The organism is Pseudomonas rhizozeae (assembly GCF_031583775.1).
Classification (GTDB): Bacteria; Pseudomonadota; Gammaproteobacteria; order Pseudomonadales; family Pseudomonadaceae; genus Aquipseudomonas.
Genome location: NZ_JAVLSB010000061.1, coordinates 58,373 through 82,951 on the forward strand (window position 1 = coordinate 58,373; position 24,579 = coordinate 82,951).

The following is a 24,579-nucleotide window of genomic DNA, read 5'->3' on the forward strand; positions in this document are numbered from 1 at the left end:
GCGTTTGCCGACTCTAGACCTCGGGTTTTTTCTGAACGGGCGACGGCAAACAGCAGTTTTTGCGGTGACGAAATTTCTTTGATGAGCGAGCCGCCAGGCTTGCTCTCACAGGTCTCAGGGGGCTGCTGATAACTCGGCGGGCAACGCGCCGGCGGTCTTGATGGTTTTGGTGACGATGTAAGTGAAGTAGCGCTCGATGCCCAGGTCGTCGAGCAGCAACTGGTCGATGAAGCGCTGATAGTGATCGATGTCCGGCGCCTGGATCATTGCCAGGTAATCGACCCCGCCGCCGGTGGCATAACAGAACGCCACCTCCGCCGCCTCAGTCATGCGTTGCTCGAATCGGCGCATGTCCTGAGCGGTGTGCCGGGCGAGGGTGATTTCCACCAGCACTTGCTGGCGCTTGAACACCGCGTTCCAGTCAATCTGCGCCCGGTAACCCTTGATCAGGCCCAGGCTTTCGAGCTTGCGCACCCGCTCCCAGGCGGGCGTCACCGACAGGTTGATCGCCTCCGCCAGGCTCGACTTGGTGATCCGCCCGTCTTCGGAAAGAATGCGCAGGATGTTCAGGTCGTAGCGGTCGAGTTTGTGCATGGGCCCTATCCTTCGCTCATTGATGATCGTTCCAACGCTTTGCGCGGGAACGATCCTCTCAGGTCACTACCTCGGCGATCACCGCGACGGTATCGCCGCACCGCACCAACCCCGGAAAATGCCGCGCCGCCAGCAAGCCACTGCGGGCCGCGCGGTATTGCACCGGGGCGACGCCGGTGCGGGTGGCGTCGTAGACCCGGGCAATCACGTCGCCCTTTTTCACGGTATCGCCGAGGTCGCGGCACATTTCCAGCAATCCATCGTGTTCGCTGGCGATGAAGCAGTCGCCGTCGGGCATGTCGAGCATGATCGACTCCGCCAATTGCACCTCGCCCTGCACAATCCCGGCATGCACCAGCAGATTGCGCACACCGCGCTCGGCAATCGCCACGCTGCGGGCGCTGGACGAACCGCCGCCACCTAGTTCGGTGGTAACGAAGGTCTTGCCTTGGCGTTCGGCGGCGGTGTCGTACATGGCGCCGGCATCGAGTTCGAGCATGCGCATGCTGTACGGCGCATTGAACGCGCGCATGCCGGCCTCGCATCGCGTTTGTTGCTCAGGGTCCGGCAGCACATGGCTGGCGGCGAACGGCAGGAAATCCAGGGTGCGGCCACCGGAATGGATGTCCAGCACGATGTCCGCCAGCGGTAACAAGGTGCGATTGAAGTAGTCGGCGATTTTCTCGGTCACGCTGCCGTCGGGTTTGCCGGGGAAGCTGCGGTTGAGATTGCCTTTGTCGATTGGCGAGGTGCGGCGGCCGGCATGAAATGCCGGGGTGTTCATGAACGGCACGATGATTACCCGCCCGGTCACGTCGGCGGCCGTCAACTGCTGCGCCAGTTTGCTCAGCGCCACCGGGCCTTCGTATTCGTCACCGTGATTACCGCCGGTCAGCAGCGCGGTCGGGCCCTGACCGCGCTGCACCACGGTGATCGGAATCATCACCGCGCCCCAGGCCGAGTCGTCCCGGGAATACGGCAGTTTGAGAAACCCATGCTGCACGCCGTCGCGGGCAAAATCCACGGTGGCGCTGATCGGGTTGGCGGGCAGATCGCTCATGGCTCAATCCTTCACGAACAGTTGGCGTGGCACGTTGCACAGGGTTTCGACGCCGGTCTCGGTGATCAGAATGCTCTCGGTGATTTCCAGGCCCCAATCGTCCATCCACAACCCCGGCATGAAGTGGAAGGTCATGCCTGGCTGCAACACACTGTTGTCGCCAGGGCGCAGGCTCATGGTGCGCTCGCCCCAGTCTGGCGGGTAACTGATACCAATCGGGTAGCCGCAACGGCTGTCCTTGTGAATGCCGAACTTCTCCAGCACCTTGAAAAACGCCACGGCGATGTCACCGGTGGTGTTACCGGGTTTGGCCGCGTCCAGCCCGGCGGCAATGCCTTCGACCACGGCTTTCTCGCCTTCGAGGAAATGCGCTGGCGGTTTGCCCAGATAGATGGTTCGCGACAGCGGGCAGTGATAGCGCTTGTAGCAACCGGCGATTTCGAAGAACGTCCCCGCGCCCTTCTGGAACGGTGAATCGTCCCAGGTCAGGTGCGGCGCGCTGGCATCGGCGCCAGTCGGCAACAGTGGCACGATGGCCGGGTAATCGCCGCCATGGCCATCCGCACCGAGGATGCCGCTGCTGTAGATCTCCGCCACCAGTTCGTTTTTGCGCATGCCCGGTTCGATCCGCTCGAGGATGCGCCCGTGCATGTTCTCGACGATCCGCGCGGCAATGCGCATATAGGCAATTTCCTGCGGCGACTTGATCGCCCGCTGCCAGTTCACCAGGCCCACGGCATCGATCAGCGTGGCCTTGGGCAGGTGCTGCTTGAGCGACAGATACGCGGCGGCGCTGAAGTAATAGTTGTCCATCTCGACGCCGATGGTCAGCGCGTCCCAACCGCGGGCAGTGATCACTTCCCGCGACAGGTAGTCCATCGGATGCCGCTCGCGGGACTGCACGTAGATATCCGGGTAACCGACGATATTGTCTTGCCGCATGAACACCGTGCGCTTGGCACCGTTGGCGTCCTGGCCGCGACCGAACCACACCGGTTCGCCGTCGAGCGCCAGCAGCACGCACTGGTGCACGTAGAACGACCAACCGTCGTAGCCGGTCAGCCACGCCATGTTCGATGGATCGGTGACCAGCAACAACTCGATGCCCTGCGCCTGCATGGCCGCGCGCACCTTGGTCAGGCGCTGGGTGTATTCCTCCCGCTCGAACGGGAGATTGACGACTATCTGCGACATGCACATGCCCTCTGATCAGTGACCCATGAATGAACAATCAATTAACTGGCGAACTGCAAACCCTTGCCGGCCGCGCGCGCCCGTTCGAAGGCCAGGTTGGCCATGGCCGTGTCTTGGGCGCCGGTGCCCGTGAGGTCGCACAAGGTGATCTGCGCAGCGTCGGTGCGACCGGGCCGCTGGCCGGCGAGGACCTGGCCGAGTTCCGCAAACGCCGACTCATCGTCAATCACACCGGCGGCCAGCGCGTGGTGCAGCTCGCCGAGAATGCGTGTCTGGCTCAAGCGGTCGGCGACGTAGCGGTCGACCTGGGCCACGACCTGTGGCGAAATCTCGTTTTTGTGTTCGGCATCGGAGCCCATCGCGGTGATGTGCAGGCCGGGACGCAGATGTCGGGCTTCGATCAGCGGCGCGCGGCTCGGTGTGCAGGTAATGGCGATGTCTGAGTCGGCCATGGCTTCGTCGACCGTGGCGCACGCGGTGACTTGCAGGCCGGCGTCGCGGCTCAGCTCAACGCCGAACGCCACGGCTTTTGCCGGGTCGCGAGCCCAGACCCGCACGCTGTCGATCGGCCGCACCAGGCGCAGCGCCTGCAATTGCAACGCCGCTTGCTCACCGGCACCGATCAGCGCCACGCAACGGCTATCGGGGCGCGACAGACAACGGGCGGCCACGGCGCCCGCGGCGGCGGTGCGCACGGCCGTGAGGTAACCGTTATCCAGCAACAAAGCATCGAGCAAACCGGTGCGCGCCGAGAGCAACATCATCATGCCGTTGAGGCTCGGCAAGCCCAGCGCCGGGTTGTCGAAAAACCCCGGGCTGACCTTGATCGCGAAGCGCTCCAGCCCCGGCAGGTACGCGGTTTTCACGTCGACTTCGCCGTTGTGCTCGGGGATGTCCAGGCGCAGGATCGGCGGCATGGCCACGGCGGCGGTCGCCAGTAGCACAAAGGCTTGCTCGATGGCCTCGATGCTCGCCAGGTCCAGCGCCACACAGGCACGCAGGTCGGCTTCACTCAACAGGGTCACGTCACTCATCGGTGCTTTGCTCCCGGTTCTGGTTTGAATTTACGCATCGGCGCCGGCAAGGACGCGCAAGTGCTGTTCGGTGTCGACGTTGCGCCCGCTGACCACCACCACGATCGGCCCGCGCGCTACGACCAAGCCGTCGAGCAACGCGGCAATGCCGACCACGGCGGCGCCTTCGAGCACCAGCCGTTCTTCGCGATAGGCATGGCGCAGGGCATTGGCGATCGACGCTTCGCTGAGCAAGTGCAGGTGATCGCAGCGTTCGCGGGTCATGCCGAAGGTGTAGCGGTTGTCGAGACCGATGCCGCCGCCGAGGGAATCGGCGAGGGTTAACAACTCTTCGACTTCCACCGGATGGCCGACCGCGAGGCTGGCGTGCATTGCCGCGCCGCGCTGCATGCTGATGCCGTGAGTGATGATCTGCGAGTTGATGCTTTTCAGGGCCAGGGCCACGCCGGCAAACAAACCGCCGCCGGACAACGGCACCAGCACCTGGGCGACGTCCGGCAGTTGCTCGAGGATTTCCAGGCCCAAGGTGCCCTGCCCGGCGATGATCGCTGGATGGTCGAAGGGCGGCAGCAACGTCGCGCCCTGTTCACGGGCGATGCGTTCGGCTTCGCGCTGCGCGTCATCCTGGGACTGGCCGATGATGCAGACCTCAGCACCGAGTTCGCGAATGGCGCGAACCTTATTTGCCGGCACCAGGTTCGACAGGCAAATGGTCGCCTTCACGCCCTGCTGCGACGCGGCATGGGCCAACGCACGGCCATGATTGCCAGTGGAGGCCGCCACCACGCCACGGTTTTTTTGTTCGGTATTCAGTTGCGCGACCGCGTTACTGGCGCCACGCAATTTGAAGCTGCCGGTGAGCTGCTGCGATTCGAGCTTGAGGTACACCGCCACGCCAAGACGCTGTGACAGGCTCGGCGAATATTCCATCGGCGTGCGCCGCACCAAGGCTTCGATGCGTTGGCGAGCGAGGTAAATATCCTGTAGCTGCAGCGCTGACATGACCGCGTCCCGACTGAGGTGTTGGGCGCAGTCTACGAGGGCAAAATTGTCGCGACGAATGTACTAGGGCAATTTAGCCGACAAAAATGTTTGGCCGGGCACGCTGTTTAAAAGTCGTGGATTTGCGGGTATTGGCCGAAGATTTCGCGCATGGCGATCAAGGCGTCACGCATTTCTTGATCGCTGCATTCGGCACCGACGCACATCCGCACCGCCCGGGCTCGCGGGGTGCCGCGCACGGTGAACGGGTCCGGCGAGGTCACGGCAATGTGCCGGTGGCGCAGGGTCCGCACCAGGCTGTCGACTTCCCAGTGCGGCGGAATGCCAACCCAGGCATTGAGCGCGTGCGGGTGCTGGCCGAGCAGGTACTCGCCCAGGTATTCGCTGACCATCGCCTGGCGCGCGGAGAGCAATTTGCGTTGCAGGCGCACCAGGGTGTCGGCACGGCCATCGCGAATCCAGCGCGCGGCGATCTCCGAGACCATGGGCGTGGCCATCCAGCTGTTGACCCGCAGGATGCTTTCAGTGCGCAACGCCAAGCGCTTGGGCACCACCAGATAACCGATACGCAGCCCAGTCAGCACTGACTTGGTCATGCTGGTGCAATAGAATGACAGCTCCGGCAGATAATGGCTGATCGGCGGCGGGCGCTGTTCATCGAGCAGCGGCCCGTACACGTCGTCTTCAATGATGTGCACGCCGAAGCGCCGGGCGATCTCGGCAATTTCCCGGCGGCGGTTATCGGGCATCAGGCTGGTGGTCGGGTTGTTCAGGTTGGGGGTGCACACCAGCGCGGTGATGCGCTCGTTGCTGCACATGTCTTCGAAATGCTCCGGGTCGATGCCGAAGCGGTCCATCTCCAGGCCTTTGAGGGTAAAGCCGAGCACTTGCGAATTGCCGATGACCCCATGGTCGGTGATGCCTTCGCATAGCACCACGTCGTCCGGGCCGGCCAGCGACGCCAACGCGAGAAAGATCCCGTGCGCTGCGCCGTTGGTGATCAGGATGTCATCGCGATCCACCCGCATGCCCTGACGACCGAGCCAGTGCATGGCCGCTTCGCGGTGCGATTCGAAACCGGCAATCGGCCGAAACGCATGGATCCACGGCTGGTCTTCTTCGGTGCTGAGTTCGCGGCAGGTCTCGCGCCAGAACTGATCATGCTCGCGGGTGTGGAGGATGCGCGCGATGGAAAAATCCACCAGCGCCCGCTCCGGGCTGTCGAGGATGTAAGTGGCGACCCGATCGCTCATGCGCCGCGAAACGAAACTGCCGCGCCCCACTTCGCACCGCACCAGGCCCTGGCGCTCCAGTTCTTTGTAAGCGTTGGTGACGGTCTGCACGCTGATGCCCATGGCGTCGGCAACGTGCCGTTGCGGCGGTAACCTCTGATCGTTGGCCAACACGCCTTGTTCAATGTCGTCGGCGATGGCCTGCACCAGGATCTTGTATTTGGACTCGCCGCTACGGGCACCATCCAAGGCTGTTTTCCACTTATTCATCAGCGCTGAAACCCGCGTCGGTGCGTGTGCCGACAGCATCCCGCGAGAATCCATGCAAAGCAATTGTCCTAGTGCAATGCCATGATGCGACGGGCTTTTGTATGCTCGGTCCAAGGTCGATGCCCGGGCTGGTTGCCGGTCCTCAAAACAAAACCAATCGACCTGTACCGAAACTGCATCCCGATGCGCGGGATCAGTCTTTGTACGCTTTGCTCTTGTAACACTGCCTCCTAACACAGAGCCGTCGCCGACGGGTCCACAAGAAACAGGAGATTTTACCGATGAGCAATTTCACCACCCGCGCCCCCAGCGCCCTGCGTCGCCTGTTCGTGGCTTGCGCGATGTTCGGCCTGGCCGCCGGCGCCCACGCCGCCAGCACCTTGGAAACCGTCAAGCAGAACAGCAGCATCCGCGTCGGCTATGCCAACGAAACGCCGTTCGCCTTCACCGAGACGGACGGCCGGGTTACCGGTGAATCACCGGAAATCGCCAAGATCATCTTCGCCAAAATGGGCATCAACAAAGTCGACGGCGTGCTGACCGAGTGGGGCTCGCTGATCCCCGGCCTGCGCGCCGGGCGTTTCGACGTGATTGCCGCGGGCATGTACATCACTCCGGCCCGTTGCAAGCAAGTGCTGTTCACCGATCCGCAGTACCAGTTGCCGGACGCCCTGCTCACCGCCAAGGGCAACCCGAAAAACCTGCACAGCTACGAAGACATCGCCAAGAACCCGGACATCAAACTGGCGATCATGGCCGGCACGGTAAACCTGGCCTACGCGCGGGACTCCGGGGTCAAGGATTCGCAGATCCTGCAGGTGCCGGACACCACCGCGCAGTTGCAAGCCGTGCGCGCCGGCCGCGCCGATGCGGCGGTCGGTACGCAGCTGACCATGAAAGGCCTGGCAACCAAAGGTGGCGAGAAGGTCGAGGCGGTCACCGAGTTCAAGGATGATCCGTCGCACATCGGCTACGGCGCCCTGGCCTTCCGTCCGGAAGACAAAGACCTGCGCGATGCAGTCAATGCCGAGCTGAAGAAATGGCTGGGCTCCGAGGAGCATCTGAAGACCGTCGCGCCGTTCGGCTTCGACCAGTCCAACGTCACCACGAAGACGGCTGCCGAGCTCTGCGCTCAATAGTCGAAACAGGCATGGCGCTGCGGCGCGATGCCTTTTCCCCTGATCAAATCCGGATAACCAGGTTGAACCATGGGTGAATTACTTCCGCTATTGATACAAGGCGCCTGGGTGACTATCCAGGTGACCTTCTTCGGTTCGCTGCTGGCGATCGTCGCGGCGATTCTCGCGGCACTGGGGCGCTTGTCCCCATGGCGGGCGCTGCGCTGGTTTTCGATCACCTACATCGAGATCTTTCGCGGCACTTCGTTGCTGGTGCAGCTGTTCTGGCTGTTTTTTGTGCTGCCCTTGCCGCCGTTCAATCTGGAATTGAGTTCCTACACCGTGGCGATTGTTGGCCTTGGCCTGCACATCGGCGCCTATGGCGCGGAAGTGATGCGCGGCGCGATCAGCTCCGTGGCCAAGGGTCAGTACGAAGCGTCCACGGCCCTGAACTTCAGCGGCTATAAGCGTTTTCGCCGGATCATCCTGCCCCAGGCGTTGCTGGCGGCGATTCCACCGGGCACTAACTTGCTGATCGAGTTGCTGAAAAACACCTCGCTGGTGTCGCTCATCACCTTGTCTGACCTGAGCTTCCGCGCCCGGCAACTGGACCAGGCAACGTTCCAGACCGTGGAAATCTTCAGCCTGGCGCTGGTGATGTATTTCATCCTCGCCCAGGCCATCAACTTTGGCATGCGCAGCCTTGAGCGGCGCCTGGCCCGTGGACGGATGCGCGGAGGCCTGTCATGACCCTGTTCGACTGGACCTACGCCTGGCAGATCCTCCCCGATCTGCTGCGCGCGTCGCTTAACACCGTGGGCATTACCCTGGTCGGGTTTCTGATTGCGATTGTGCTCGGGCTGTTTCTTGCCATTGCCCGGCGCAGTCGGCAGGTGTGGCTGTCGTGGCCGGCCACCGGGGTGATCGAGTTCATCCGCAGCACACCGTTGCTGATCCAGGTGTATTTCCTCTACTACGTACTGCCGAACTACGGCGTGAGCATGAGCGCCATGCAGGTGGGCATCCTCGGCATTGGCCTGCATTACGCCTGCTACATCGCCGAGGTCTATCGCGGCGGCCTCGATGCCGTGCCGCGGGCTCAATGGGAAGCGGTAACCGCGTTGAACATCGCGCCTTACAGCGCCTATCGCAACATCATCCTGCCGCAGGCCCTGCGGCCGATCCTGCCGCCGCTGGGCAACTATCTGGTGGCCATGCTCAAGGACACGCCGGTGCTGTCGGCGATCACGGTGGTGGAAATCATGCAACAGGCCAAGAACATCGGTTCGGAGAACTTTCGCTACCTGGAACCGATCACCATGGTCGGCCTGTTCTTCCTCGCCCTGAGCATCGCCCTGGCTTACCTGGTACGGCGCCTCGAAGCGCGCCTGGAGCTACGCTAATGACTACTTCACTGTCGACTCGCAGTGCTGCGACTCCCCTGCATCCGCAAGAGGCCTTGGCCATGCACGAACCGAACACGGTCAAGCCGATTGTCAGCTTCCAGGACGTGACCAAGAGCTACGGCAATTTCACCGTACTCGATCATTTGAACCTGGACGTCACGCCGGGGGAGAAAGTGGCGATCATCGGCCCCAGCGGCTCGGGCAAATCGACCTTGCTGCGGGTGTTGATGACCCTCGAAGGCATTGATGACGGGCTGATCCGCATCGAGGACGACCTGCTGACCCACATGCCCAACCGCAACGGCGTATTGGTGCCAGCCAACGACCGGCATATCCGCCGGGTGCGCGGCAAGATCGGCATGGTGTTCCAGAGTTTCAACCTGTTCCCACACATGACCGCCCTGCAAAACGTCATCGAAGCACCGGTGCAGGTGTTGGGCATGAAACCGGTGGAAGCCCGGGAACGCGCGGCGGATTTGCTGGAACTGGTCGGCCTGGGCAGCAAGCTGGGGCACTACCCGTCACAGTTGTCCGGCGGCCAGCAGCAAAGGGTGGCGATCGCCCGGGCACTGGCGATGCGGCCGAAAGTCATGCTGTTCGACGAAGTGACCTCGGCGCTGGATCCGGAATTGTGCGGCGAAGTGCTCAACGTGATCCGCAAGCTCGGCGCCGAGCACAACCTCACCATGTTGATGGTCACCCACCAGATGGGCTTCGCCCGAGAGTTCGCCGATCGCGTGTGTTTCTTCTACAAGGGCCAGATCCACGAACAGGGCACGCCGGCGCAGATCTTCGAAAACCCGCAGCAGGAGCGAACCTGTGCATTTTTGAGTGCGGTGAAAGAGGCGAACTAAGGGGCGTTGCAGATACAAAGCGGGAGCGAGCCTGCTCGCGAAGAGGGTGTATCAGTCAACATGATCGTTGTCTGACACAGCGCTTTCGCGAGCAGGCTCGCTCCCACAGTTTTTTTCGGTGTTTACGGGTATTGCTGAACGGTGCCCGGCTGTTGCTGGCCACCGTACTGCTGGCCCGGAATCGCTTTCAAGTTGACTTCGACCCGACGGTTTTGCGCCCGGCCGTTAACATCACCGTTGCTGGCAATCGGGTTATCCGGGCCGGCGCCGCGGGCCGAGAGGTTGGCGCCGCTGACGCCCTGGGACGTCAGGTAAGTCGCTACGCTCTGCGCGCGACGCTGGGACAAGTCCATGTTGTGCTGGCGGCTGCCGGTGCTGTCGGTGTAGCCGACGATTTCGATCTGGTTCTGGCTGAATTCCTTCAGCGAGTTGGCCAGATTATTCAGCGGCTGGTAGAAACTCGACGCAATGTTCGACGAGTCAGTGGCGAAGGTGATGTTGCCCGGCATGATCAGCTTGATCTGATCGCCCTGGCGCTGCACTTCCACCCCGGTGTTGGCCATGCTGGCGCGCAGTTTCTTCTCCTGCTGGTCGGCGTAGTAGCCGTAACCGGCGGCGGAAGCCCCCACCACGGCGGCGCCGATCAGCGCCCCCTTGCCACGGTTGTCGTGCCCGATAGCGGCACCGGCCAGCGCACCGGCCAGGGCGCCCAGGCCACCATATTTAGCGGTCTTGCTCATGCCTTGCGAACCGCTATCGGCCTGGCCCTGGTTGTCATAAGGATTGGGTGAAGCGCAGCCCGAGAGCACGGCCACAGCAGTAGCGACAATAATCAAACGACGCGTGGTGAACATGAAGAGCTCCTACTTTCTGCATTCTGTGGTGCAACGGGCGTAGCAACGTACGTTGCGGGCGTTGGATCATCAGCCATGACAAAAATTCCATCGCGCCCTCACACAAACTTCAGGCGCGCACGAACGGATTCTCACGCATTTCGTCTCCCAGGCGCGTGTCCGGACCGTGACCGGTTACCACAGTGGCGTCCTCGTCGAGGGTGTACAAACGCTGCTTGATCGAGCGAACGATAGTCGCCTGGTCGCCACCCCACAAATCGGTGCGACCTACCCCGCGCTTAAACAGCGTGTCGCCGGCGATCAGCAGCTTGGCGTCGGCAAACCAGAAACTCATCGAACCCGGCGTATGCCCCGGCGTGTGCAACGCTACACCGCAACCGCAGGCCAGTTCTTCATCATCGGCCAACCAGCGATCCGGCGGCGGTACCGGGGTGTACGGCACACCAAACATGCCGCATTGCATTTCCAGGTTGTCCCAGAGGAACTGGTCTTCCTTGTGCAAATGCAAGGTCGCGCCGGTCAGCGCTTTCATCTGCCCGGACGCGAGGAAATGATCCAGGTGCGCATGGGTGTGGATGATGCTCACCACCTTCAAGCCCAAAGCGTCGAGGCGCGCCATGATTCGATCCGGATTGCCACCGGGATCGACCACAATCGCCTTTTTGCTGATCGGATCGCCGATGATCGTGCAGTTGCACTGCAACGGGCCGACGGGGAAGGTTTCGCGGATAAGTGAGGGAGTTGCGGCTTGCATGGGCGTTCCTGGGCAGTGGATGCGCGCATTTTGGCACAGGGCGAAAAGCGCTGGCGACTCCATGAAAAAAGCCCCGACACTGTCAGAGAGCGAAGGCGTTATCCGCGTAGGTTCGACTACACCACACAGCTCGCTGCACTGTTAGTATGCCCTTCTATTCGTTCCGCGCTTTTGGGGCAGCCTGTCATCCTCGCCGCAAGAGCCGTCGGGCCGCATTATTCAGCCAGAAGAGAGTTTATGAATCTCACAAAGCTAAGCCTTAAAAACTACCGTCGCTTTGCCGAGCTTGAAATCGACTTCGATCCCGAGCTGACGGTCATCGCGGCGCGCAACGGCCAAGGCAAGACTACGGTTATGGAGGCTATCGTGGCGGCTTTGGGACCCTTTGTCGGTGCGTTTGATCAAGGCGTATCCAAGCACATTGATCGTACCGATGCCCGTTACGTCAGGATTGGCGAAGGCTTTGAGAGTGAGCAGCAGTTTCCAGTCATCATCAATGCCGAAATGATTACACCCGACGTGCAATGGCAGCGAGCATTGAATGGACCTAAAAGTCGCACCACCACCAAGGAGTCCGAACCGCTGGCCTCTTGGGGGAGAGAATTCCAGTCAATGCTGCGAACAAACTCCGAGGTTTCACTTCCTCTGGTTCGCTACTACAGCTCGAGACGCCTTTGGGTCAGCCACAAAAATGTATCGAGCAAAGCGGTACTGACAGAAAGTCGCACTGCGGGCTATGAGGACTGCCTCTCTGTGTTCTCGACATTCGTTCAATTACAGGAATGGATGAGAAAAGCGACACTGGCAGCCCTCCAGCAAAAGCAACAATCCGGTTACGAACATTCCAACCTGGAAGCACGCCTGCAAGGGATCAGGAACGCTGTGAACGAGGTAATGGTCGAAGAAGGCTGGAACGACTTTCACTACAGCCTGACATTTGAAGGGCTATCAATGGCCCATCCGGACCATGGTGCACTGCCACTCAGTCTGCTCAGTGATGGTGTTCGCGCCATGATTACTTTGGTCGCCGATCTAGCGCTGCGTTGTGCGCGACTGAATGGACATCTCAAGGAAAAAGCCCCCCGAGAAACAACCGGGATCGTATTGATCGACGAGGTCGATCTGCACCTGCACCCGGCTTGGCAGCAACGCGTTATTGCCAACTTGCGTAAAGCATTTCCGAACATTCAGTTCATCGTAAGCACTCACAGTCCCCAAGTACTTTCGACCGTGAAGAGCAAGAGCATTCGTATGCTTTTCCAAAACGCTCAGGGACAGTGGCAAGCAGTCAGCCCATCGCAGGAAGTCAAAGGCGTGGAAAGTGCCGTTGCACTCAACGATGTCATGGGTGTCAACTCCATTCCGCCAGTCGACGAGGCACATTGGCTAGCCGACTACACCGCCAAAATCGAAGACGGGACCGACAAGGATGCCGGAGGCGCGGCGCTGCGGGAAAAGCTGCTTGATTTCTACGGTCCCCAGCATCCGATCCTGCTCGATGCGGACCGACTCATCCGCTTTCAAACGTTCAAGTTAAAAAAACACTCGGATGCCAAGGACTGATCGCCATGCTTAAACTGGATCGCGCCTCCATCAACGCCCCAGCCTGCTTGGCGGAATACGACCACCAGACCCAAACCTGGGAAGACTTCCGGGGCTGCTGCAAGAAACAACTACGTTTCGCTCTGTTCCAGTTGCAAGGCATCCCCGGTATTACCACGGCAGATGCGGCTGAATACGGTCTGCGTTGTGCTTATTGCGAGGGAGCGATTTACCACGAGGGGCATATCGAGCACTTTCGTCGTAAAAACCGCAGACACCCCAACGGCTATCCGGAATTGACGTTCGCTTGGAGTAATTTTTTTCTTGCCTGTGGTTCTGATGAGCATTGCGGGCACTATAAAGATCGCCGTTCAGCGCCACTCTACGATGCTGATGTACTCCTCAAACCTGATGAGCATGACCCCGAATACTTTTTCTATTTCCATTCGTCCGGAGAAGTCCGCGCTCGCACTGCCCTCAGCGATGAAGAACGCAACAGAGCATCAGAGACAATACGTGTGTTCGGTCTGGACAACGGGGCACTTGAAGGCGCCAGAGCAAATGCCGTGCGCAGCTATCGCAAGATGAGAGAAAGTGATTTCGAAGAGATCGCCTCATGGGACGAAGCGGACCGCCATGAATATTTCCGAAGTGAAATCGAAGCCACTCGTTGGCAGCCCTACGCCACAACCATCAAACATTTTTTGCAGGCTTACGTCGGATAACACCCGCCTCCGCGGTCGGGTGCTCTAGAAGCGAAAAAGTGCTGGCGATGCTCAGGCTCGAACAGCCCGACACGCGAGCCTGTTCACGTGAGCAACGTTACCGCCCCGAAAGCGGCGAACCGCACCTCAACCCTTGCGCCAAACGGTGCCCAGAAAATGCCGGTCCAGCTCCCCGTGGCGATCAGATCACCGGCGCGCAGCGGATTGCCTTGTGCGGCTGCGTGCCTGGCCAGCCATGGCAGGGAGTTCAGCGGTTCGGCGAAGGGATGGCTGTTGCTGCCGGTGAACACCGGTTGCTCATCCACCCACAGTTCAACCCGCTGATGGGCCCAATCCGGCGAAGGGACCATGGGCCGGGCTGGGCCGACGATCAAGGCGCGGTTGAGTTGTCGGTCGGCCAGGCGCAGCAGCGGATCGGCCTGTTCTCCATGTATCCAGCGGGTGTCGCACAGCTCGATGCCCGGCATCCAGGCGTCGATGGCGGCATAGGCGCAGGCCAGGTCAGTGTGTTCGTCCAGGTCGCGTCCCAAGCGCACGAACAGTTCACCTTCGATGCCGACGCCATGGCAATAATCGGTCGGCAATTGCCAGCCTGAGGGTTTGATATCGCTCGCGGGCACGCCCGCCGCGCTGATCAAGCCGCCGGGGGCGCCGCCCAGTTTCCAGGCGCGGGCCGGTGCGTCGGTAAACCAGCCCATAGCCTCGGCGACCCGTTGCTGGACCTCGTAGGCCTGGCCTTCGTTATCCAGGTGTAAGCCGTCGAGCGGTTGACGCACGCCCTCCTGCCAGGCTCGGATCAGGCTGGCCGTCACCCGCTGCACGTCATTCATAACGGCAGCTCGGTCTGGCGCCGACGCACCTGGGCCGGCGCCGGGCGCTCGCAGGCCAGGAACCGGCCACGACCGGCCTGGCCTTGCGGCTCGCCGTTCCACACCACTTCGCCACGGGACAGGGTCATGGCCGGCCATGCCGTCAATTGCATGCCCGCGTAGGGCGTGTAGTCGACGTTGTGGTGCAACATCGCATTTGTCAGGTGAACGGTCTGGCCTTCATCCCAGATCACCAGATCGGCATCGGTGCCGATGGCAATGCTGCCCTTGCGCGGGTACAAGCCGTACATTTTTGCGGCGTTGGTGGAGGTCAGCGCGACGAAGCTTTGCGCGGTGATTCGCCCGGTGCGCACGCCTTCGGACCAGAGCAATGCCATGCGCGTCTCGACGCCCGGAATACCGTTGGCGACCTTGTCGAAGGACGCCTGTTCGCCATGGGCTTTCTTGCCGTCGGGGCCGTCGAAACGGAACGGCGCATGGTCGGAAGAGAAAATCTCGAACGAGCCGTTTTCCAGGCCATCCCAGATGATTCGCTGATTGGCCGCATCCCGTGGCGGTGGGCTGCAAATGCATTTGGCGCCGTCGAAGCCGTCGTCACAGCCAAGGGAATCGGCGGTCAGGAACAGGTACTGCGGACAGGTTTCGGCATACACCTTCAACCCCAAGCTTTGCGCCCAGCGGATCTGCTCGATGGCTTCACGGCCCGACACGTGCACGATCAGGATCGGCACATCCACCAACTCGGCCAGGGCGATGGCGCGGTGAGTGGCCTCGCGCTCCACCAGCATCGGTCGCGACGTGGCGTGGTAACGCGGCGCATCCAGCCCGGCAGCCAGCAAGCGCTCGGTCAGCCAGGCGATGCAGTCGCTGTTCTCGGCGTGCAGCATCACCATCGCCCCTTCGCGGCGGGCGACGGACAGGGTTTCCAGAATTTCCCGGTCGTTGAGCTTGAGGGCGTCGTAGGTCATGTAGATCTTGAACGAGGTGTAGCCCTCGGCGATCAGCGCTGGCAGTTCTTCGCGCAGGACCTCGGGGGTCGGATCGGTGACGATCAGGTGAAAGGCGTAATCGATCACCGGCTTATCGCCGGCGCGACGGTGATAGTCATCGACGGCGGCGCGCAAGGTCTGGCCCTTCTGCTGACAGGCAAACGGGATCACCGTGGTGGTGCCGCCGCAAGCCGCCGAGCGCGTGCCGCTGGAGAAATCATCAGCCATCACCAAACCGTCGCCGGTGGGTTGATCGAAATGCACATGACTGTCGATGCCACCGGGGGTGACGTGACGGCCGGCGGCATCAATCTCCGTCAGTCCTGCAGCCAGGTCGAGGCCGAGGGCGGCGATGCGCCCGTCGCGAATGCCGATGTCACTGCTGAAAATATCCGCGGCCGTGACCACCCGCGCGTTGCGAATCACCGTATCGAAAGGTTGCATAGATACTTCTCCAAACAGTCACGGCCGGGATCCGCCAGCAGTGCTTCAGGCGCGCGTCATCCAGGCCCGGGCGATTTGTTCACGGGTGGCGAACCACACGCCTTCGTGGCCCTGGGCGTATTCGATAAAACGCTTGAGCGCCCGAACACGCCCCGGACGCCCGACCATGCGCGGGTGCAAGCCCACCGACATCATGCGCAGGCCATCGGCGGATTCGTCGTACAGCACCTCGAAACTCTCTTTCATGTATTCAAAGAAGTCCGAAGCCTGGGACAACCCCGGCGAATTCCAGTAGCGGAAATCGTTGACGTCGCTGGTATAGGGCACCACCAGATGCTGTTTGCCCTGGACGTCGACGTAATACGGCACGTCGTCGTTGTAGGCGTCGGAGTCATACAGGAAACCGCCCTCCTCGGCCACCAGGCGGCGGGTCCGCACACTGGCGCCGTAGCGGCAATACCAGCCGACCGGGCGCTTGCCGCAGGTGCGCTCGAACGATTCCACGGCGAGGCGAATGTGCTCGCGTTCCTCTTCTTCGGTCAGGCGGAACACTTCTTCCCAGCGATAACCATGGCTGCAGATTTCATGACCCAGGGCGACCGCGGCTTTCGCCACATCGGGGTTCTGCTCGAACGCCACGGCGCAGGCATGGAACGTCGAAGGCACATTGGCCTGTTGGAGAATCTCGAGAATCCGCCAGATGCCAACGCGTGAGCCATATTCATACATCGATTCCATCGCCAGGTTGCGCACGCCGTCGGGGAATTGATAGCTGCCCCATTCGGTCATGCTTTCCTGATCGGGATCGCCCATGGCCAACGAGCGCTCGGAGCCTTCTTCGTAGTTGATCACCAGGCTGATTGCCAACCGGGCACCGTTGGGCCAGGCGCCCTGAGGGCGGTTTTGGCCGTAGCCGACCAGATCGCGTAAAGGTGAAGCCATGTGAGCAATCTCCTGCACAGGCGCAGAGGGTTGAGTGGGAGCGCGGCCGTCGGGCCGTCGCTTAGCAATCAATATGTTTAAGGGCGTCGTGATCCGGCCCGCTGACCGACTGTCCGTCGCGGAATGCCAGGCCCATGGCCAGGGTTTGTGCCACGCAGAACGCCGCCGTCAGCGAGCGAAAACCCAGTAGTTCGGCGTCATTGACTTCGATCATGGTCGCCGCGCACTGGCCGATCGGGCTGATGATGCTGTCGGTCAGGGCGACGATCGGCGTGCCCGCCACCACCGCTTGCTGACAGGCATCGATGGTTTCCTGGGCATAGGGCGGAAAACTGACCGCTACCAGCACGTCATCGCTGTGCAGCGCGCCGATCTGCTCATGCAGCGACCCGCCAAGCCCGGTGACTTGCACGGCGCGTCGTCCGACCCGGCTCAGGGCATAGCTCAGGTACGCGGCCATGGGAAACGAGCGGCGCATGCCGATCACGAAAATGGTCCGCGCCCGCTGCAACTGGGTGATGGCGCTTTCCAGCGCCTCGACCTGCTGGCCTTCGGCCAAGTGCTCCAGCGAAACAATGTTGGCCCGGCTGAACGCCTGCAGGATCGCACCGACATCCGTGGGGTCTTCGAGCAGTTCTTCGCCGTTGAAGTGGCGAATGCGCTCGCTGTAGCTGGTGGTCGCCGCTTGTTGCAGCGGCGCCTTGAACAGCCGTTGCAGATCACTGAACCCGTTGAAGCCCAAGGCCTTGGCCAGGCGAATGAAGGCAGACGAGGCAATCCCCGACTGCGTGGCCAGGGCCGCGACGGTATTGAGCGCGACATCGTGCGGGTGGTCGTTGAGGTACCGCGCCGCGTCACGGGTGCGCGCGGTCAGGCGCTCTTGGTGCTCGACCATGGCCGCACGCAGTTCAGCAAGATTTTGAGGAACAGGCATAAAAGTGCTCGCAGAAATCAGGATGGACGCAGATCAGTGATCGCCTGAGCCAGGTGCTCGACCAGTCGCTGCATCTCGTCGACGGTATTGTAATGAGCAATCGAGACGCGAATGACACCGCCATGCGCCGCCAGCCCCAGTGCCTCGATCAGGTGCCGGGCGTAGAAGTCGCCGAAACGAATGCCGATCCCATGCTCATCGATCCGCCGTACTACGGCTTCGGATTGCACGCCCTCGACTACGAAACTGATGGTCGGCACTCGATCACCCGCCGTGACTCGCGGCTTGCCGATGATGCGCACGCCAGGGCTCTCGCGCAAAAATGCCAACAGGACTTCCGCCAGCAAATCCTCTTGCACTTCGAACGCATCGAACGCGGCCTGCATGACCTGCCGCGGATTGCCGCTGGCCCCCAGACGCTGGCCGATGTCCAGCAAATAATCGGCAATGCCCATGCAGCCGTAGGACAACTCGTAGTTGAGGTTGCCCGGTTGCAGCTTGTAGGGGATGACGTCCTGGCCGATGAAAAAGTGGTTGAGGCTCGGCAATTCCAGCAATGCCTCGCGATGGCCCCACAACACGGCGAAGTGCGGGCCGAACACCTTGTAGAAACTGAAGACGTAATAGTCCGCGCCGCTGGCCTGCACATCCACCAGCCGATGCGGCGCGTAGGCCACGGCATCGACACAGAGTTTGCCGCCGACCGCATGCACGCGACGGGCAACCTCCGCTACCGGGTTGACGCTGCCCAGAATGTTCGAGGCATGGGTCATGGCCACGTAGCGGGTTCGCGGGCTCAACAAGGCATCGAGATCCTTGAGTTCCAGTTCCAGGGTTTGCGGGTCCACCGACCAGACGCGCAAGGTGGCGCCGCGTTCTTCGCACAGTCGCTGCCAGGGACCGATGTTGGCTTCGTGGTCGCTATGGCTGACGATGATTTCGTCGCCGCTGTTGATCGACGGTGCAATGGCTCGACACAGAATTTGCAGCAGGTGCGTGGTCGAGCCGCCCATCACGCATTCTTCGGGATAGTAGGCGTTGATCAGTTGCGCCACGGATTCCCGGGCCTCGATCACCCGTTGCCCAGCCGAGACCGAGCCACCGTAGGACGCGCCCAATTGCACGCTGCTGTTGAGCAGGTAATCGCGCACCCGGTCGGCCACCCGCCCCAGTACCGCCGAGCCGCCGGCGTTGTCCAGGTAGGTGTAACCGTCGGCGAGCATCGGAAATTGGCTGCGGACGTAATCCATATCGAGCGTATTCAAGCGGGCAGTCTCCAAAAGAAATCAGTGGTGCAGGATGGCCTGGAGGAAGGCTTGGGTTCGCGCCTCCTGCGGTCGGGTGAAAAAGGCTTCGGGTTCGTTCTGTTCGATGATCCGGCCGTTCTCCATGAAGATCACCCGGTCAGCGACTTTGCGAGCAAAGCCCATTTCGTGAGTGACCACGACCATGGTCACGCCGGAGCGCGCCAGGTTCTGCATCACGTCCAGCACTTCGCCGACCATTTCCGGATCGAGCGCCGAGGTGGGTTCGTCGAACAAAATCACCCGCGGCTCCATGGCCATGGTCCGGGCAATCGCCACCCGTTGCTGCTGCCCGCCGGACAGTTGCGCGGGGTATTTGTCGGCGTGGGCGCCCATGCCGACTTTTTCCAGCAGCACCCGTGCGCGGGCCTGGGCATCACGGCGATTCATACCGCGCACCCGCACCGGCGCCAAAGCAACGTTGGCCAGTACCGTCATGTGCGGATAGAGGTTGAAGTTCTGGAACACCATGCCGACCTCGCAACGAATCCCGGCCAGTTTCGCGCCGTGTTCGACCCGCTGATCGGCGACGCGAATGTCGCCCTCCTGATATTCCTCCAACAGGTTGATGCAGCGGATCAAGGTCGACTTGCCCGAACCCGAGGGCCCGAGAATCACCACCACTTCGCCCTGTTCCACCGACAGATTGATATCGGCCAGCGCCTGGAACTGGCCGTAGAACTTGGCGACACGTTCGATTTCGATGACCGCACTCATCAGTGTTTCCTCCCGGCGCTGTTACGCCGTTCAACCCAGCTCACCAGTTGCACCAACGGCAGCAGCAACAGCAGGTACATGATGGCGGCGCCAACCAGCGGCGTCGGGTTGGCTGACAAGGCCTGGGCTTGCGTGGCCTGCTTGAGCAGGTCCGGCATTGCCACCACCGAGGCCAGTGCGGTGTCTTTCATCACGTTGATGCAGTTGCTGGTCATCGGCGGCAGGACGATGCGCATGGCCTGGGGCAGGATCACGTCGCGCATGGTGTTGAAAAAACTCATGCCCTGGGACGCGGCGGCCTCGAACTGGCCACGGGGAATCGCTTCGATGCCGGAGCGGAAAATTTCTGCAGAATAAGCGCAGGACACCAGGGACAGTGCCGCTGCCGCCGCCGCGAAAGACGACAGGCGAATGCCCACGAACGGCAAGGCGTAATAGATCAGCACCAGCAGCACCAACAGCGGAATCGAGCGCATCACGTCGATATAAATCCGCGCCAGCAGGCGCACCGGCGCGTAGCCGTAAAGCCGCAGCATGGCCAGCAGCAACCCGCCGACCAGGCCGAGAATGATGCTGACCACGCCGAGCAGCACCGTCACCCCGAGGCCGCGCAGCATCTGCGGCAGCGCGTCGACAAACACGCCCCAGTTGAAGAAAGTCTGCAACAACTCCATTGCGATTCCTTAGGTATGACGGCGCCCGGCGCCGGAAGTGAAGCCGAGGCTTACTTGAGAACATCAACCACTTTGACGGTGCTGGAATCGGCCAGCGCATCAGCGCCGAACCACTTCTTGTGCAGATCGGCGATCACGCCGTCTTTTTTCATGCTGCTGATGATGTCGTTGACCTGAGTGGCCGAAGCCCAGCCCTTGGCGTGCATCAGCGAGTATTTTTCGCCGGTGGGAATACGCGCCACGACGCGATATTGCGGCTTGTCCTTGATGTAATACAGAACCGCTGGGATGTCGCTGATGTAGCCATCCATGCGCCCGGATGCCAGGTCAAGCATGGCTGGCGACAGGCCTTCGTAGCGGGACACATCGCCGAACTTGTATTCACCCTGGTGAGCGGTCACCCACATGTCGCCCGTCGAGCCGGTATCGACCCCAACCACCTTGCCCTGCATGCCCTTAAGTCCGTCGACACCGGACTTGGTCAGCACCGACAGTGATTGATCGCTGTCGTAGTAAGGCTGGGCAAAGCCGACCGACTCCAGGCGTTTCGGGGTGATGGTGATCGAGGAAATGGCAATGTCGATGCGCTTGGACTGCACGGCGCTGAACAGGCCATTGAAGGGGATGTTCACAAACTCGACGGTCTTGCCGGCGCGCTTGGCGACTTCTTTGACGACGTCGACTTCAAAGCCGACGATCTCGCCCTTGGCGTCCTGGAACTCCCACGGCACGTTGCCAACGTTGGCGCCGACGTTCCAGTCCGCCGCCCAAGTAGAGGCCGAAAATGCAGTTGCTACCGCCATGCTCAAGAGTACTTTCACGTTCACGTGTTGCTCCCCGATCTCACTGGTTGTACGAAGTCGCCCGGCTGCGTCATCAGGCGTGTTGAGACCGAGATTAGGCGCAAGAATCAAAAGATTCAACAATAAAAAATAATGAATTAAACGATTCAAAGCAGTGCACGCTCAGGCTGATTTGGTGCACGGCGCGATACCCGCGCGCAGGGGCAAACCGGGCTGAAAATCGAGCAGCAACTCGAGAGCGATCGCACTAATGCGGGGCGTTGAAATTTTTGGCGAGGCTGACTTAACCCAACACACCCAGTTGCTTGGCCCGAGCCACGGCCTGGGTGCGCCGCTCCACGCCGAGTTTGCTGTTGATATGGCTGGCGTGGGTTTTTACGGTGTGCAGGGAGATGAACAGTTGCTCGCTGATTTCCTGATTGGAACAGCCTTGGGCGATCAGGCGCAGGACCGCCAGCTCGCGGGTGCTGAGGTGTTCGGCGTTGCCGGCGGGTTCGGCCAATGTCGGCGCGGTGCTGGCAGCGGGCAAGTGCTTGGCCAGATCCTGGGACACCGCCGTTTTGGTCAGGGCGTCGAGCTGTTCGCGCAGCCACTGCGGGTGCTGGCGCAGCAGATCGTTAAAGGGTTGCAGGACGCCACCGACCGCCGCGTCGAGGGATTGCGCCAAGGCTTTGCGGGCCTCGGGCTCGCGACCATGGGCAAGCAGCAGGCTGACCTTCTGGTTCAGGGCCATGACGCTGAGCATTTGCCGCCCGGTTTGCTGGCCGTGTTCGAGCAAGGCGGTAAGGCGCCCCTCGGCGAGCATCGGCTGGCCGCGGATGGCGTCGAGCAGGGCTTGTTGCAGTTCGACGTGCAGCGGTAACTGCGGATGAAACTCCGGCGGCGCCGCCGGGTTCTCGCCGTTGTAAGTCTGGCCCAGCCGCGCCAGCCAGGCTTCGGCCAGGTCGGTGCGGCCCTGGGCCAGCCAAAGTTCGCATTTGACCAGGGTGATCATCGCCAGATAGTAAATTGGCGGCACGTCCCAGATGTGCATCAGGCGCTCGGCTTCGGCCAGTTCGGCGAAAGCCTTGGCGTACTCGCCGTTGTAGCCTTCGATGCGGGCGATCACGCAGTGACCGATCAACACGCTGATGTCGCGGCAGGCCCGGGCTTCGGTCAGGCCGGCGTGCAACCGCAGCAACCCGGCTTCCGGTTGCAGGCGCAGCGCCAGCAAAAAGCCTTCGTACAGCGTCAGCCGCGCGCGCACCGCGTACAGCCGCTGCGGTGACAAACCTTGCAGACGTTGCAAGCCCTGGCGCACTTCATCGAGGGCGCGGAGGATTTCGCCACGGGCCTGCAGCACGCGGGCGCGGTCGTAATGCGCCAGCGCTTCGAACAGCGGATTACCGACTCGCTGCGCCAGTTCCAGAGATTCACGGTTCAGGCCCCGCGCGCGCCACAGGTCACTGTCGGCAATCGCCAGGTTGGACAAGGTCGACAGGCACATCAGCCGTTGCCCATAGCGCTTGGCCGGCAAGCTGTCGAGGGCTTCGGTGCAATAGCGGATGGTCAGTTCGCGCTGGCCCCGGCCACGAGCGATGATCCCGCTCAGCGCCAGCCATTGCGCCAACATCGATTTCTGCGCGGTGGCCGATGGCGCGGGCAGAAAGCGACTCAAATGATTGGCCAATTCCTCGGCGGCATCCAGTTGGCAGGCCAGGCCCAACGCCCAGCTGTACAGCACGATCAGGCGTGGGGTGCTGATCAGCAGGCTGTCGGGCAAGTCCATTTTCCAGCGCAGCAACATGCCGACGTTCTGCTCCGCCAGCAGTTGTTCTTCGGAAAGGTTCTGCACCAGGTTGGCGGCGACATCCAGATGCCCGGCGCGCAACGCCTGCTCCACCGCTTCGTCGAGCAGACCCTGGGCGTTGAACCAACGGCAGGCGCGCAGGTGCAGGCTGGCCGGCGGGACGATCGCCTGAGTGGTCGGCCGGCTGCGCAGCAAATCGGAAAACAAATGGTGATAGCGGTACCAGTGGCCGTGTTCGTCCAGCGGCACCAGGAACACTTGGTGGGCCAACAGGTAACGGAGGATTTCCGCGCTGTCGTGAGCTTCGCGCACCGCGTCGCACAACTCGCTGCAAAAACGCTCCTGAGGCGCGGTGTCGTAGAGAAAACCCTGCACCTCGGCGGGCAGGCAATCAATGACTTCTTCGAGCAGGTAATCGCGGATCAGCCCTTCGCCACCGTGCAAGGTGTGCGGCAGAGCCCCGCCACTGCCCGCTTCGGACGCCGCGAGCAACCAGAAGCGCAGCCCTGCGACCCAACCTTCGCTGCGCTGGATCAGATTCTCCAGCGCCTCGCCGCGCAATGAACTGCTGTGGCGCACCAGCAAGGTTTGGGCTTCGTCGTGGGTCAGGCGCAGGTCTTGTTCATGCAATTCGAGCAATTGCCGCGACAAGCGCAGACGCGCCAGGTGCCAGTCCGGCCGTTGACGGCTGGTGACCAGCACCAGCAGGCCATCGGGCAAATGATTGAGGAAAAATTGCAGGCAGCGATCCAGCACCGGACCTTGAGCCAAGTGGTAATCGTCAAGCACCAGCAATAAGGGTTTGTGCGGCGAGAGATGATCGGCCAGTTCATCGAGCAAGCCGTCGAGCCACTCCTCGAAGGCGAACGGCTGATGACGCTGACGCATCTTCAGCAACCCCAGGGCCTGGCTGCCGAGTTGCGGGAAGTAGTCCTGCAAGCCTTCGAGCAAACGCTCGAGAAACCGTCCTGGATCACTGTCCCGCGCGCTCAGCCCCAGCCACAGGCTTTGCCAGTGCGAAGGCAGGCTCTGGCAGAACTCCACGGCCAACGAGCTTTTCCCAAACCCGGCCGGCGCACTGACCAGCAACAACCGACCACCCAACCCTGCGCTCAAGCGTTCGCATAGACGCGGCCGCAGCACATGCCCTTCAGGCAATGGCGGGCGGAAAAAACGCCCGTCCAGTGCCCTGATGGCGAGGTGGGTGGGACCCGGTAGTGGGGACAGATCAGTCATGGCCGGCTCTTGTTTGAATTGCAGTTGGCGGCGTTGCAGATGTCCGCAGACTAGCGGTAAAAGCGCAGGTAATGAAGGTTATTGCTACAAATGGCTACAAAAAGACTACAGCCCCCGCCGTAGCTCCTCAATGTGGGAGCGAGCCTGCTCGCGAAGACGGTGCATCTGTCGGCAGAATTTTTGAGTTGCAGGCGGCCTTCGCGAGCAGGCTCGCTCCCACAGGAAAACGGTTTGTGAATCCGTTAAAAACAACAAGCCCCGAACCAGTCGGGGCTTGT

23 protein-coding genes are annotated in these 24,579 nt (G+C 61.6%); 6 read left to right on the top strand and 17 right to left on the bottom strand.

Annotation, left to right across the window (positions count from 1 at the left end; genetic code table 11):
* Positions 1 to 114: 114 nt before the first annotated feature.
* The 6 genes from RG836_RS21840 to ehuR form a co-directional block, all read right to left on the bottom strand.
* Positions 115 to 594 (bottom strand): Lrp/AsnC family transcriptional regulator, encoded by a 480-nt coding sequence (locus tag RG836_RS21840; protein WP_310849472.1) that lies wholly within the window; start codon positions 592 to 594, stop codon positions 115 to 117.
* Between the two features lie 58 nt (positions 595 to 652).
* Complete coding sequence (gene doeB / locus RG836_RS21845; protein WP_310849473.1) at positions 653 to 1,654, bottom strand: N(2)-acetyl-L-2,4-diaminobutanoate deacetylase DoeB; 1,002 nt, start codon at positions 1,652 to 1,654, stop codon at positions 653 to 655.
* Between the two features lie 3 nt (positions 1,655 to 1,657).
* Positions 1,658 to 2,848, bottom strand: a complete 1,191-nt coding sequence (gene doeA / locus RG836_RS21850) for an ectoine hydrolase DoeA (RefSeq protein WP_310849475.1) — start codon at positions 2,846 to 2,848, stop codon at positions 1,658 to 1,660.
* Positions 2,849 to 2,889: 41 nt separating this feature from the next.
* Positions 2,890 to 3,882 carry an ectoine utilization protein EutC gene (eutC, locus tag RG836_RS21855; protein ID WP_310849477.1) on the bottom strand — a complete coding sequence of 331 codons (993 nt, stop codon included), beginning with the start codon at positions 3,880 to 3,882 and terminating at the stop codon, positions 2,890 to 2,892.
* A gap of 30 nt (positions 3,883 to 3,912) precedes the next feature.
* Entirely contained in the window at positions 3,913 to 4,884 is a 972-nt protein-coding gene (gene eutB / locus RG836_RS21860) for a hydroxyectoine utilization dehydratase EutB (RefSeq protein ID WP_310849478.1), read from the bottom strand.
* A gap of 107 nt (positions 4,885 to 4,991) precedes the next feature.
* Positions 4,992 to 6,386: a MocR-like ectoine utilization transcription factor EhuR gene (gene ehuR, locus RG836_RS21865; protein WP_310849480.1), complete on the bottom strand. Its 1,395-nt coding sequence runs from the start codon at positions 6,384 to 6,386 to the stop codon at positions 4,992 to 4,994.
* 281 nt (positions 6,387 to 6,667) lie between these two features.
* Here ehuR and ehuB point away from each other — a divergent pair, with 281 nt between their 5' ends.
* From ehuB to ehuA, 4 genes are all read left to right on the top strand, one after another.
* On the top strand, positions 6,668 to 7,525 hold the full coding sequence (ehuB, locus tag RG836_RS21870; RefSeq protein ID WP_310849481.1) for an ectoine/hydroxyectoine ABC transporter substrate-binding protein EhuB: 858 nt from the start codon (positions 6,668 to 6,670) through the stop codon (positions 7,523 to 7,525).
* 69 nt (positions 7,526 to 7,594) lie between these two features.
* The gene (ehuC, locus tag RG836_RS21875) at positions 7,595 to 8,254 is read left to right on the top strand and encodes an ectoine/hydroxyectoine ABC transporter permease subunit EhuC (RefSeq protein ID WP_310849483.1); all 660 of its coding nucleotides are present in this window, start codon (positions 7,595 to 7,597) and stop codon (positions 8,252 to 8,254) included.
* A complete protein-coding gene (gene ehuD, locus RG836_RS21880) occupies positions 8,251 to 8,907 on the top strand; it encodes an ectoine/hydroxyectoine ABC transporter permease subunit EhuD (RefSeq protein ID WP_310849485.1) in 657 nt (218 codons plus the stop codon). Before ehuC ends, ehuD begins: the two co-directional genes overlap by 4 nt.
* A 62-nt stretch (positions 8,908 to 8,969) precedes the next feature.
* Positions 8,970 to 9,764, top strand: coding sequence for an ectoine/hydroxyectoine ABC transporter ATP-binding protein EhuA (gene ehuA, locus RG836_RS21885; RefSeq protein WP_310849642.1), 795 nt, complete (start codon positions 8,970 to 8,972; stop codon positions 9,762 to 9,764).
* 122 nt (positions 9,765 to 9,886) lie between these two features.
* On the opposite strand, the gene RG836_RS21890 is transcribed toward ehuA, so the two are convergent.
* Together RG836_RS21890 and RG836_RS21895 are read right to left on the bottom strand one after the other, a co-directional pair.
* Positions 9,887 to 10,618 (bottom strand): YiaD family glycine zipper/OmpA-like lipoprotein, encoded by a 732-nt coding sequence (locus RG836_RS21890; protein WP_310849486.1) that lies wholly within the window; start codon positions 10,616 to 10,618, stop codon positions 9,887 to 9,889.
* A 109-nt stretch (positions 10,619 to 10,727) separates the two neighbouring features.
* Entirely contained in the window at positions 10,728 to 11,372 is a 645-nt protein-coding gene (locus tag RG836_RS21895) for an MBL fold metallo-hydrolase (RefSeq protein WP_310849488.1), read from the bottom strand.
* 237 nt (positions 11,373 to 11,609) lie between these two features.
* Here RG836_RS21895 and RG836_RS21900 point away from each other — a divergent pair, with 237 nt between their 5' ends.
* Positions 11,610 to 12,935, top strand: coding sequence for an AAA family ATPase (locus tag RG836_RS21900; RefSeq protein ID WP_310849489.1), 1,326 nt, complete (start codon positions 11,610 to 11,612; stop codon positions 12,933 to 12,935).
* 5 nt (positions 12,936 to 12,940) lie between these two features.
* On the top strand, positions 12,941 to 13,639 hold the full coding sequence (locus tag RG836_RS21905; protein ID WP_310849490.1) for a retron system putative HNH endonuclease: 699 nt from the start codon (positions 12,941 to 12,943) through the stop codon (positions 13,637 to 13,639).
* A gap of 83 nt (positions 13,640 to 13,722) precedes the next feature.
* On the opposite strand, the gene RG836_RS21910 is transcribed toward RG836_RS21905, so the two are convergent.
* The 9 genes from RG836_RS21910 to RG836_RS21950 form a co-directional block, all read right to left on the bottom strand.
* Positions 13,723 to 14,469, bottom strand: coding sequence for a 2-keto-4-pentenoate hydratase (locus RG836_RS21910; protein ID WP_310849492.1), 747 nt, complete (start codon positions 14,467 to 14,469; stop codon positions 13,723 to 13,725).
* Positions 14,466 to 15,902, bottom strand: a complete 1,437-nt coding sequence (hydA, locus tag RG836_RS21915) for a dihydropyrimidinase (protein WP_310849494.1) — start codon at positions 15,900 to 15,902, stop codon at positions 14,466 to 14,468. The genes RG836_RS21910 and hydA overlap by 4 nt, the downstream gene beginning before the upstream one ends.
* A 45-nt stretch (positions 15,903 to 15,947) precedes the next feature.
* Positions 15,948 to 16,844, bottom strand: a complete 897-nt coding sequence (locus RG836_RS21920; RefSeq protein WP_310849496.1) for an allantoinase PuuE — start codon at positions 16,842 to 16,844, stop codon at positions 15,948 to 15,950.
* Positions 16,845 to 16,905: 61 nt separating this feature from the next.
* A complete protein-coding gene (locus RG836_RS21925; protein WP_310849498.1) occupies positions 16,906 to 17,778 on the bottom strand; it encodes a MurR/RpiR family transcriptional regulator in 873 nt (290 codons plus the stop codon).
* Positions 17,779 to 17,795: 17 nt separating this feature from the next.
* Positions 17,796 to 19,043, bottom strand: a complete 1,248-nt coding sequence (locus tag RG836_RS21930) for a cysteine desulfurase-like protein (protein ID WP_310849500.1) — start codon at positions 19,041 to 19,043, stop codon at positions 17,796 to 17,798.
* A gap of 21 nt (positions 19,044 to 19,064) precedes the next feature.
* Positions 19,065 to 19,799, bottom strand: coding sequence for an amino acid ABC transporter ATP-binding protein (locus RG836_RS21935; protein WP_310849501.1), 735 nt, complete (start codon positions 19,797 to 19,799; stop codon positions 19,065 to 19,067).
* Entirely contained in the window at positions 19,799 to 20,473 is a 675-nt protein-coding gene (locus RG836_RS21940; RefSeq protein ID WP_310849503.1) for an amino acid ABC transporter permease, read from the bottom strand. The genes RG836_RS21935 and RG836_RS21940 overlap by 1 nt, the downstream gene beginning before the upstream one ends.
* Positions 20,474 to 20,523: 50 nt before the next feature.
* The gene (locus RG836_RS21945; RefSeq protein WP_310849505.1) at positions 20,524 to 21,300 is read right to left on the bottom strand and encodes a transporter substrate-binding domain-containing protein; all 777 of its coding nucleotides are present in this window, start codon (positions 21,298 to 21,300) and stop codon (positions 20,524 to 20,526) included.
* Positions 21,301 to 21,559: 259 nt separating this feature from the next.
* A complete protein-coding gene (locus RG836_RS21950; protein ID WP_310849507.1) occupies positions 21,560 to 24,301 on the bottom strand; it encodes a LuxR C-terminal-related transcriptional regulator in 2,742 nt (913 codons plus the stop codon).
* Between the last annotated feature and the right edge of the window lie 278 nt (positions 24,302 to 24,579).

Excerpts from the sequence above, each read along its gene's own strand:
- RG836_RS21925 (WP_310849498.1), bottom strand. The coding sequence starts at position 17,778 with ATGCCTGTTCCTCAAAATCTTGCTGAACTGCGTGCGGCCATGGTCGAG.
- eutC (WP_310849477.1), bottom strand. The coding sequence starts at position 3,882 with ATGAGTGACGTGACCCTGTTGAGTGAAGCCGACCTGCGTGCCTGTGTG.
- ehuR (WP_310849480.1), bottom strand. The coding sequence starts at position 6,386 with ATGAATAAGTGGAAAACAGCCTTGGATGGTGCCCGTAGCGGCGAGTCC.
- ehuB (WP_310849481.1), top strand. The coding sequence starts at position 6,668 with ATGAGCAATTTCACCACCCGCGCCCCCAGCGCCCTGCGTCGCCTGTTC.
- eutB (WP_310849478.1), bottom strand. The coding sequence starts at position 4,884 with ATGTCAGCGCTGCAGCTACAGGATATTTACCTCGCTCGCCAACGCATC.
- ehuD (WP_310849485.1), top strand. The coding sequence starts at position 8,251 with ATGACCCTGTTCGACTGGACCTACGCCTGGCAGATCCTCCCCGATCTG.
- RG836_RS21840 (WP_310849472.1), bottom strand. The coding sequence starts at position 594 with ATGCACAAACTCGACCGCTACGACCTGAACATCCTGCGCATTCTTTCC.
- RG836_RS21935 (WP_310849501.1), bottom strand. The coding sequence starts at position 19,799 with ATGAGTGCGGTCATCGAAATCGAACGTGTCGCCAAGTTCTACGGCCAG.
- RG836_RS21895 (WP_310849488.1), bottom strand. The coding sequence starts at position 11,372 with ATGCAAGCCGCAACTCCCTCACTTATCCGCGAAACCTTCCCCGTCGGC.
- doeB (WP_310849473.1), bottom strand. The coding sequence starts at position 1,654 with ATGAGCGATCTGCCCGCCAACCCGATCAGCGCCACCGTGGATTTTGCC.
- doeA (WP_310849475.1), bottom strand. The coding sequence starts at position 2,848 with ATGTCGCAGATAGTCGTCAATCTCCCGTTCGAGCGGGAGGAATACACC.
- RG836_RS21890 (WP_310849486.1), bottom strand. The coding sequence starts at position 10,618 with ATGTTCACCACGCGTCGTTTGATTATTGTCGCTACTGCTGTGGCCGTG.
- RG836_RS21940 (WP_310849503.1), bottom strand. The coding sequence starts at position 20,473 with ATGGAGTTGTTGCAGACTTTCTTCAACTGGGGCGTGTTTGTCGACGCG.
- RG836_RS21950 (WP_310849507.1), bottom strand. The coding sequence starts at position 24,301 with ATGACTGATCTGTCCCCACTACCGGGTCCCACCCACCTCGCCATCAGG.
- hydA (WP_310849494.1), bottom strand. The coding sequence starts at position 15,902 with ATGCAACCTTTCGATACGGTGATTCGCAACGCGCGGGTGGTCACGGCC.
- RG836_RS21900 (WP_310849489.1), top strand. The coding sequence starts at position 11,610 with ATGAATCTCACAAAGCTAAGCCTTAAAAACTACCGTCGCTTTGCCGAG.
- RG836_RS21905 (WP_310849490.1), top strand. The coding sequence starts at position 12,941 with ATGCTTAAACTGGATCGCGCCTCCATCAACGCCCCAGCCTGCTTGGCG.
- RG836_RS21920 (WP_310849496.1), bottom strand. The coding sequence starts at position 16,844 with ATGGCTTCACCTTTACGCGATCTGGTCGGCTACGGCCAAAACCGCCCT.
- RG836_RS21910 (WP_310849492.1), bottom strand. The coding sequence starts at position 14,469 with ATGAATGACGTGCAGCGGGTGACGGCCAGCCTGATCCGAGCCTGGCAG.
- ehuC (WP_310849483.1), top strand. The coding sequence starts at position 7,595 with ATGGGTGAATTACTTCCGCTATTGATACAAGGCGCCTGGGTGACTATC.
- ehuA (WP_310849642.1), top strand. The coding sequence starts at position 8,970 with ATGCACGAACCGAACACGGTCAAGCCGATTGTCAGCTTCCAGGACGTG.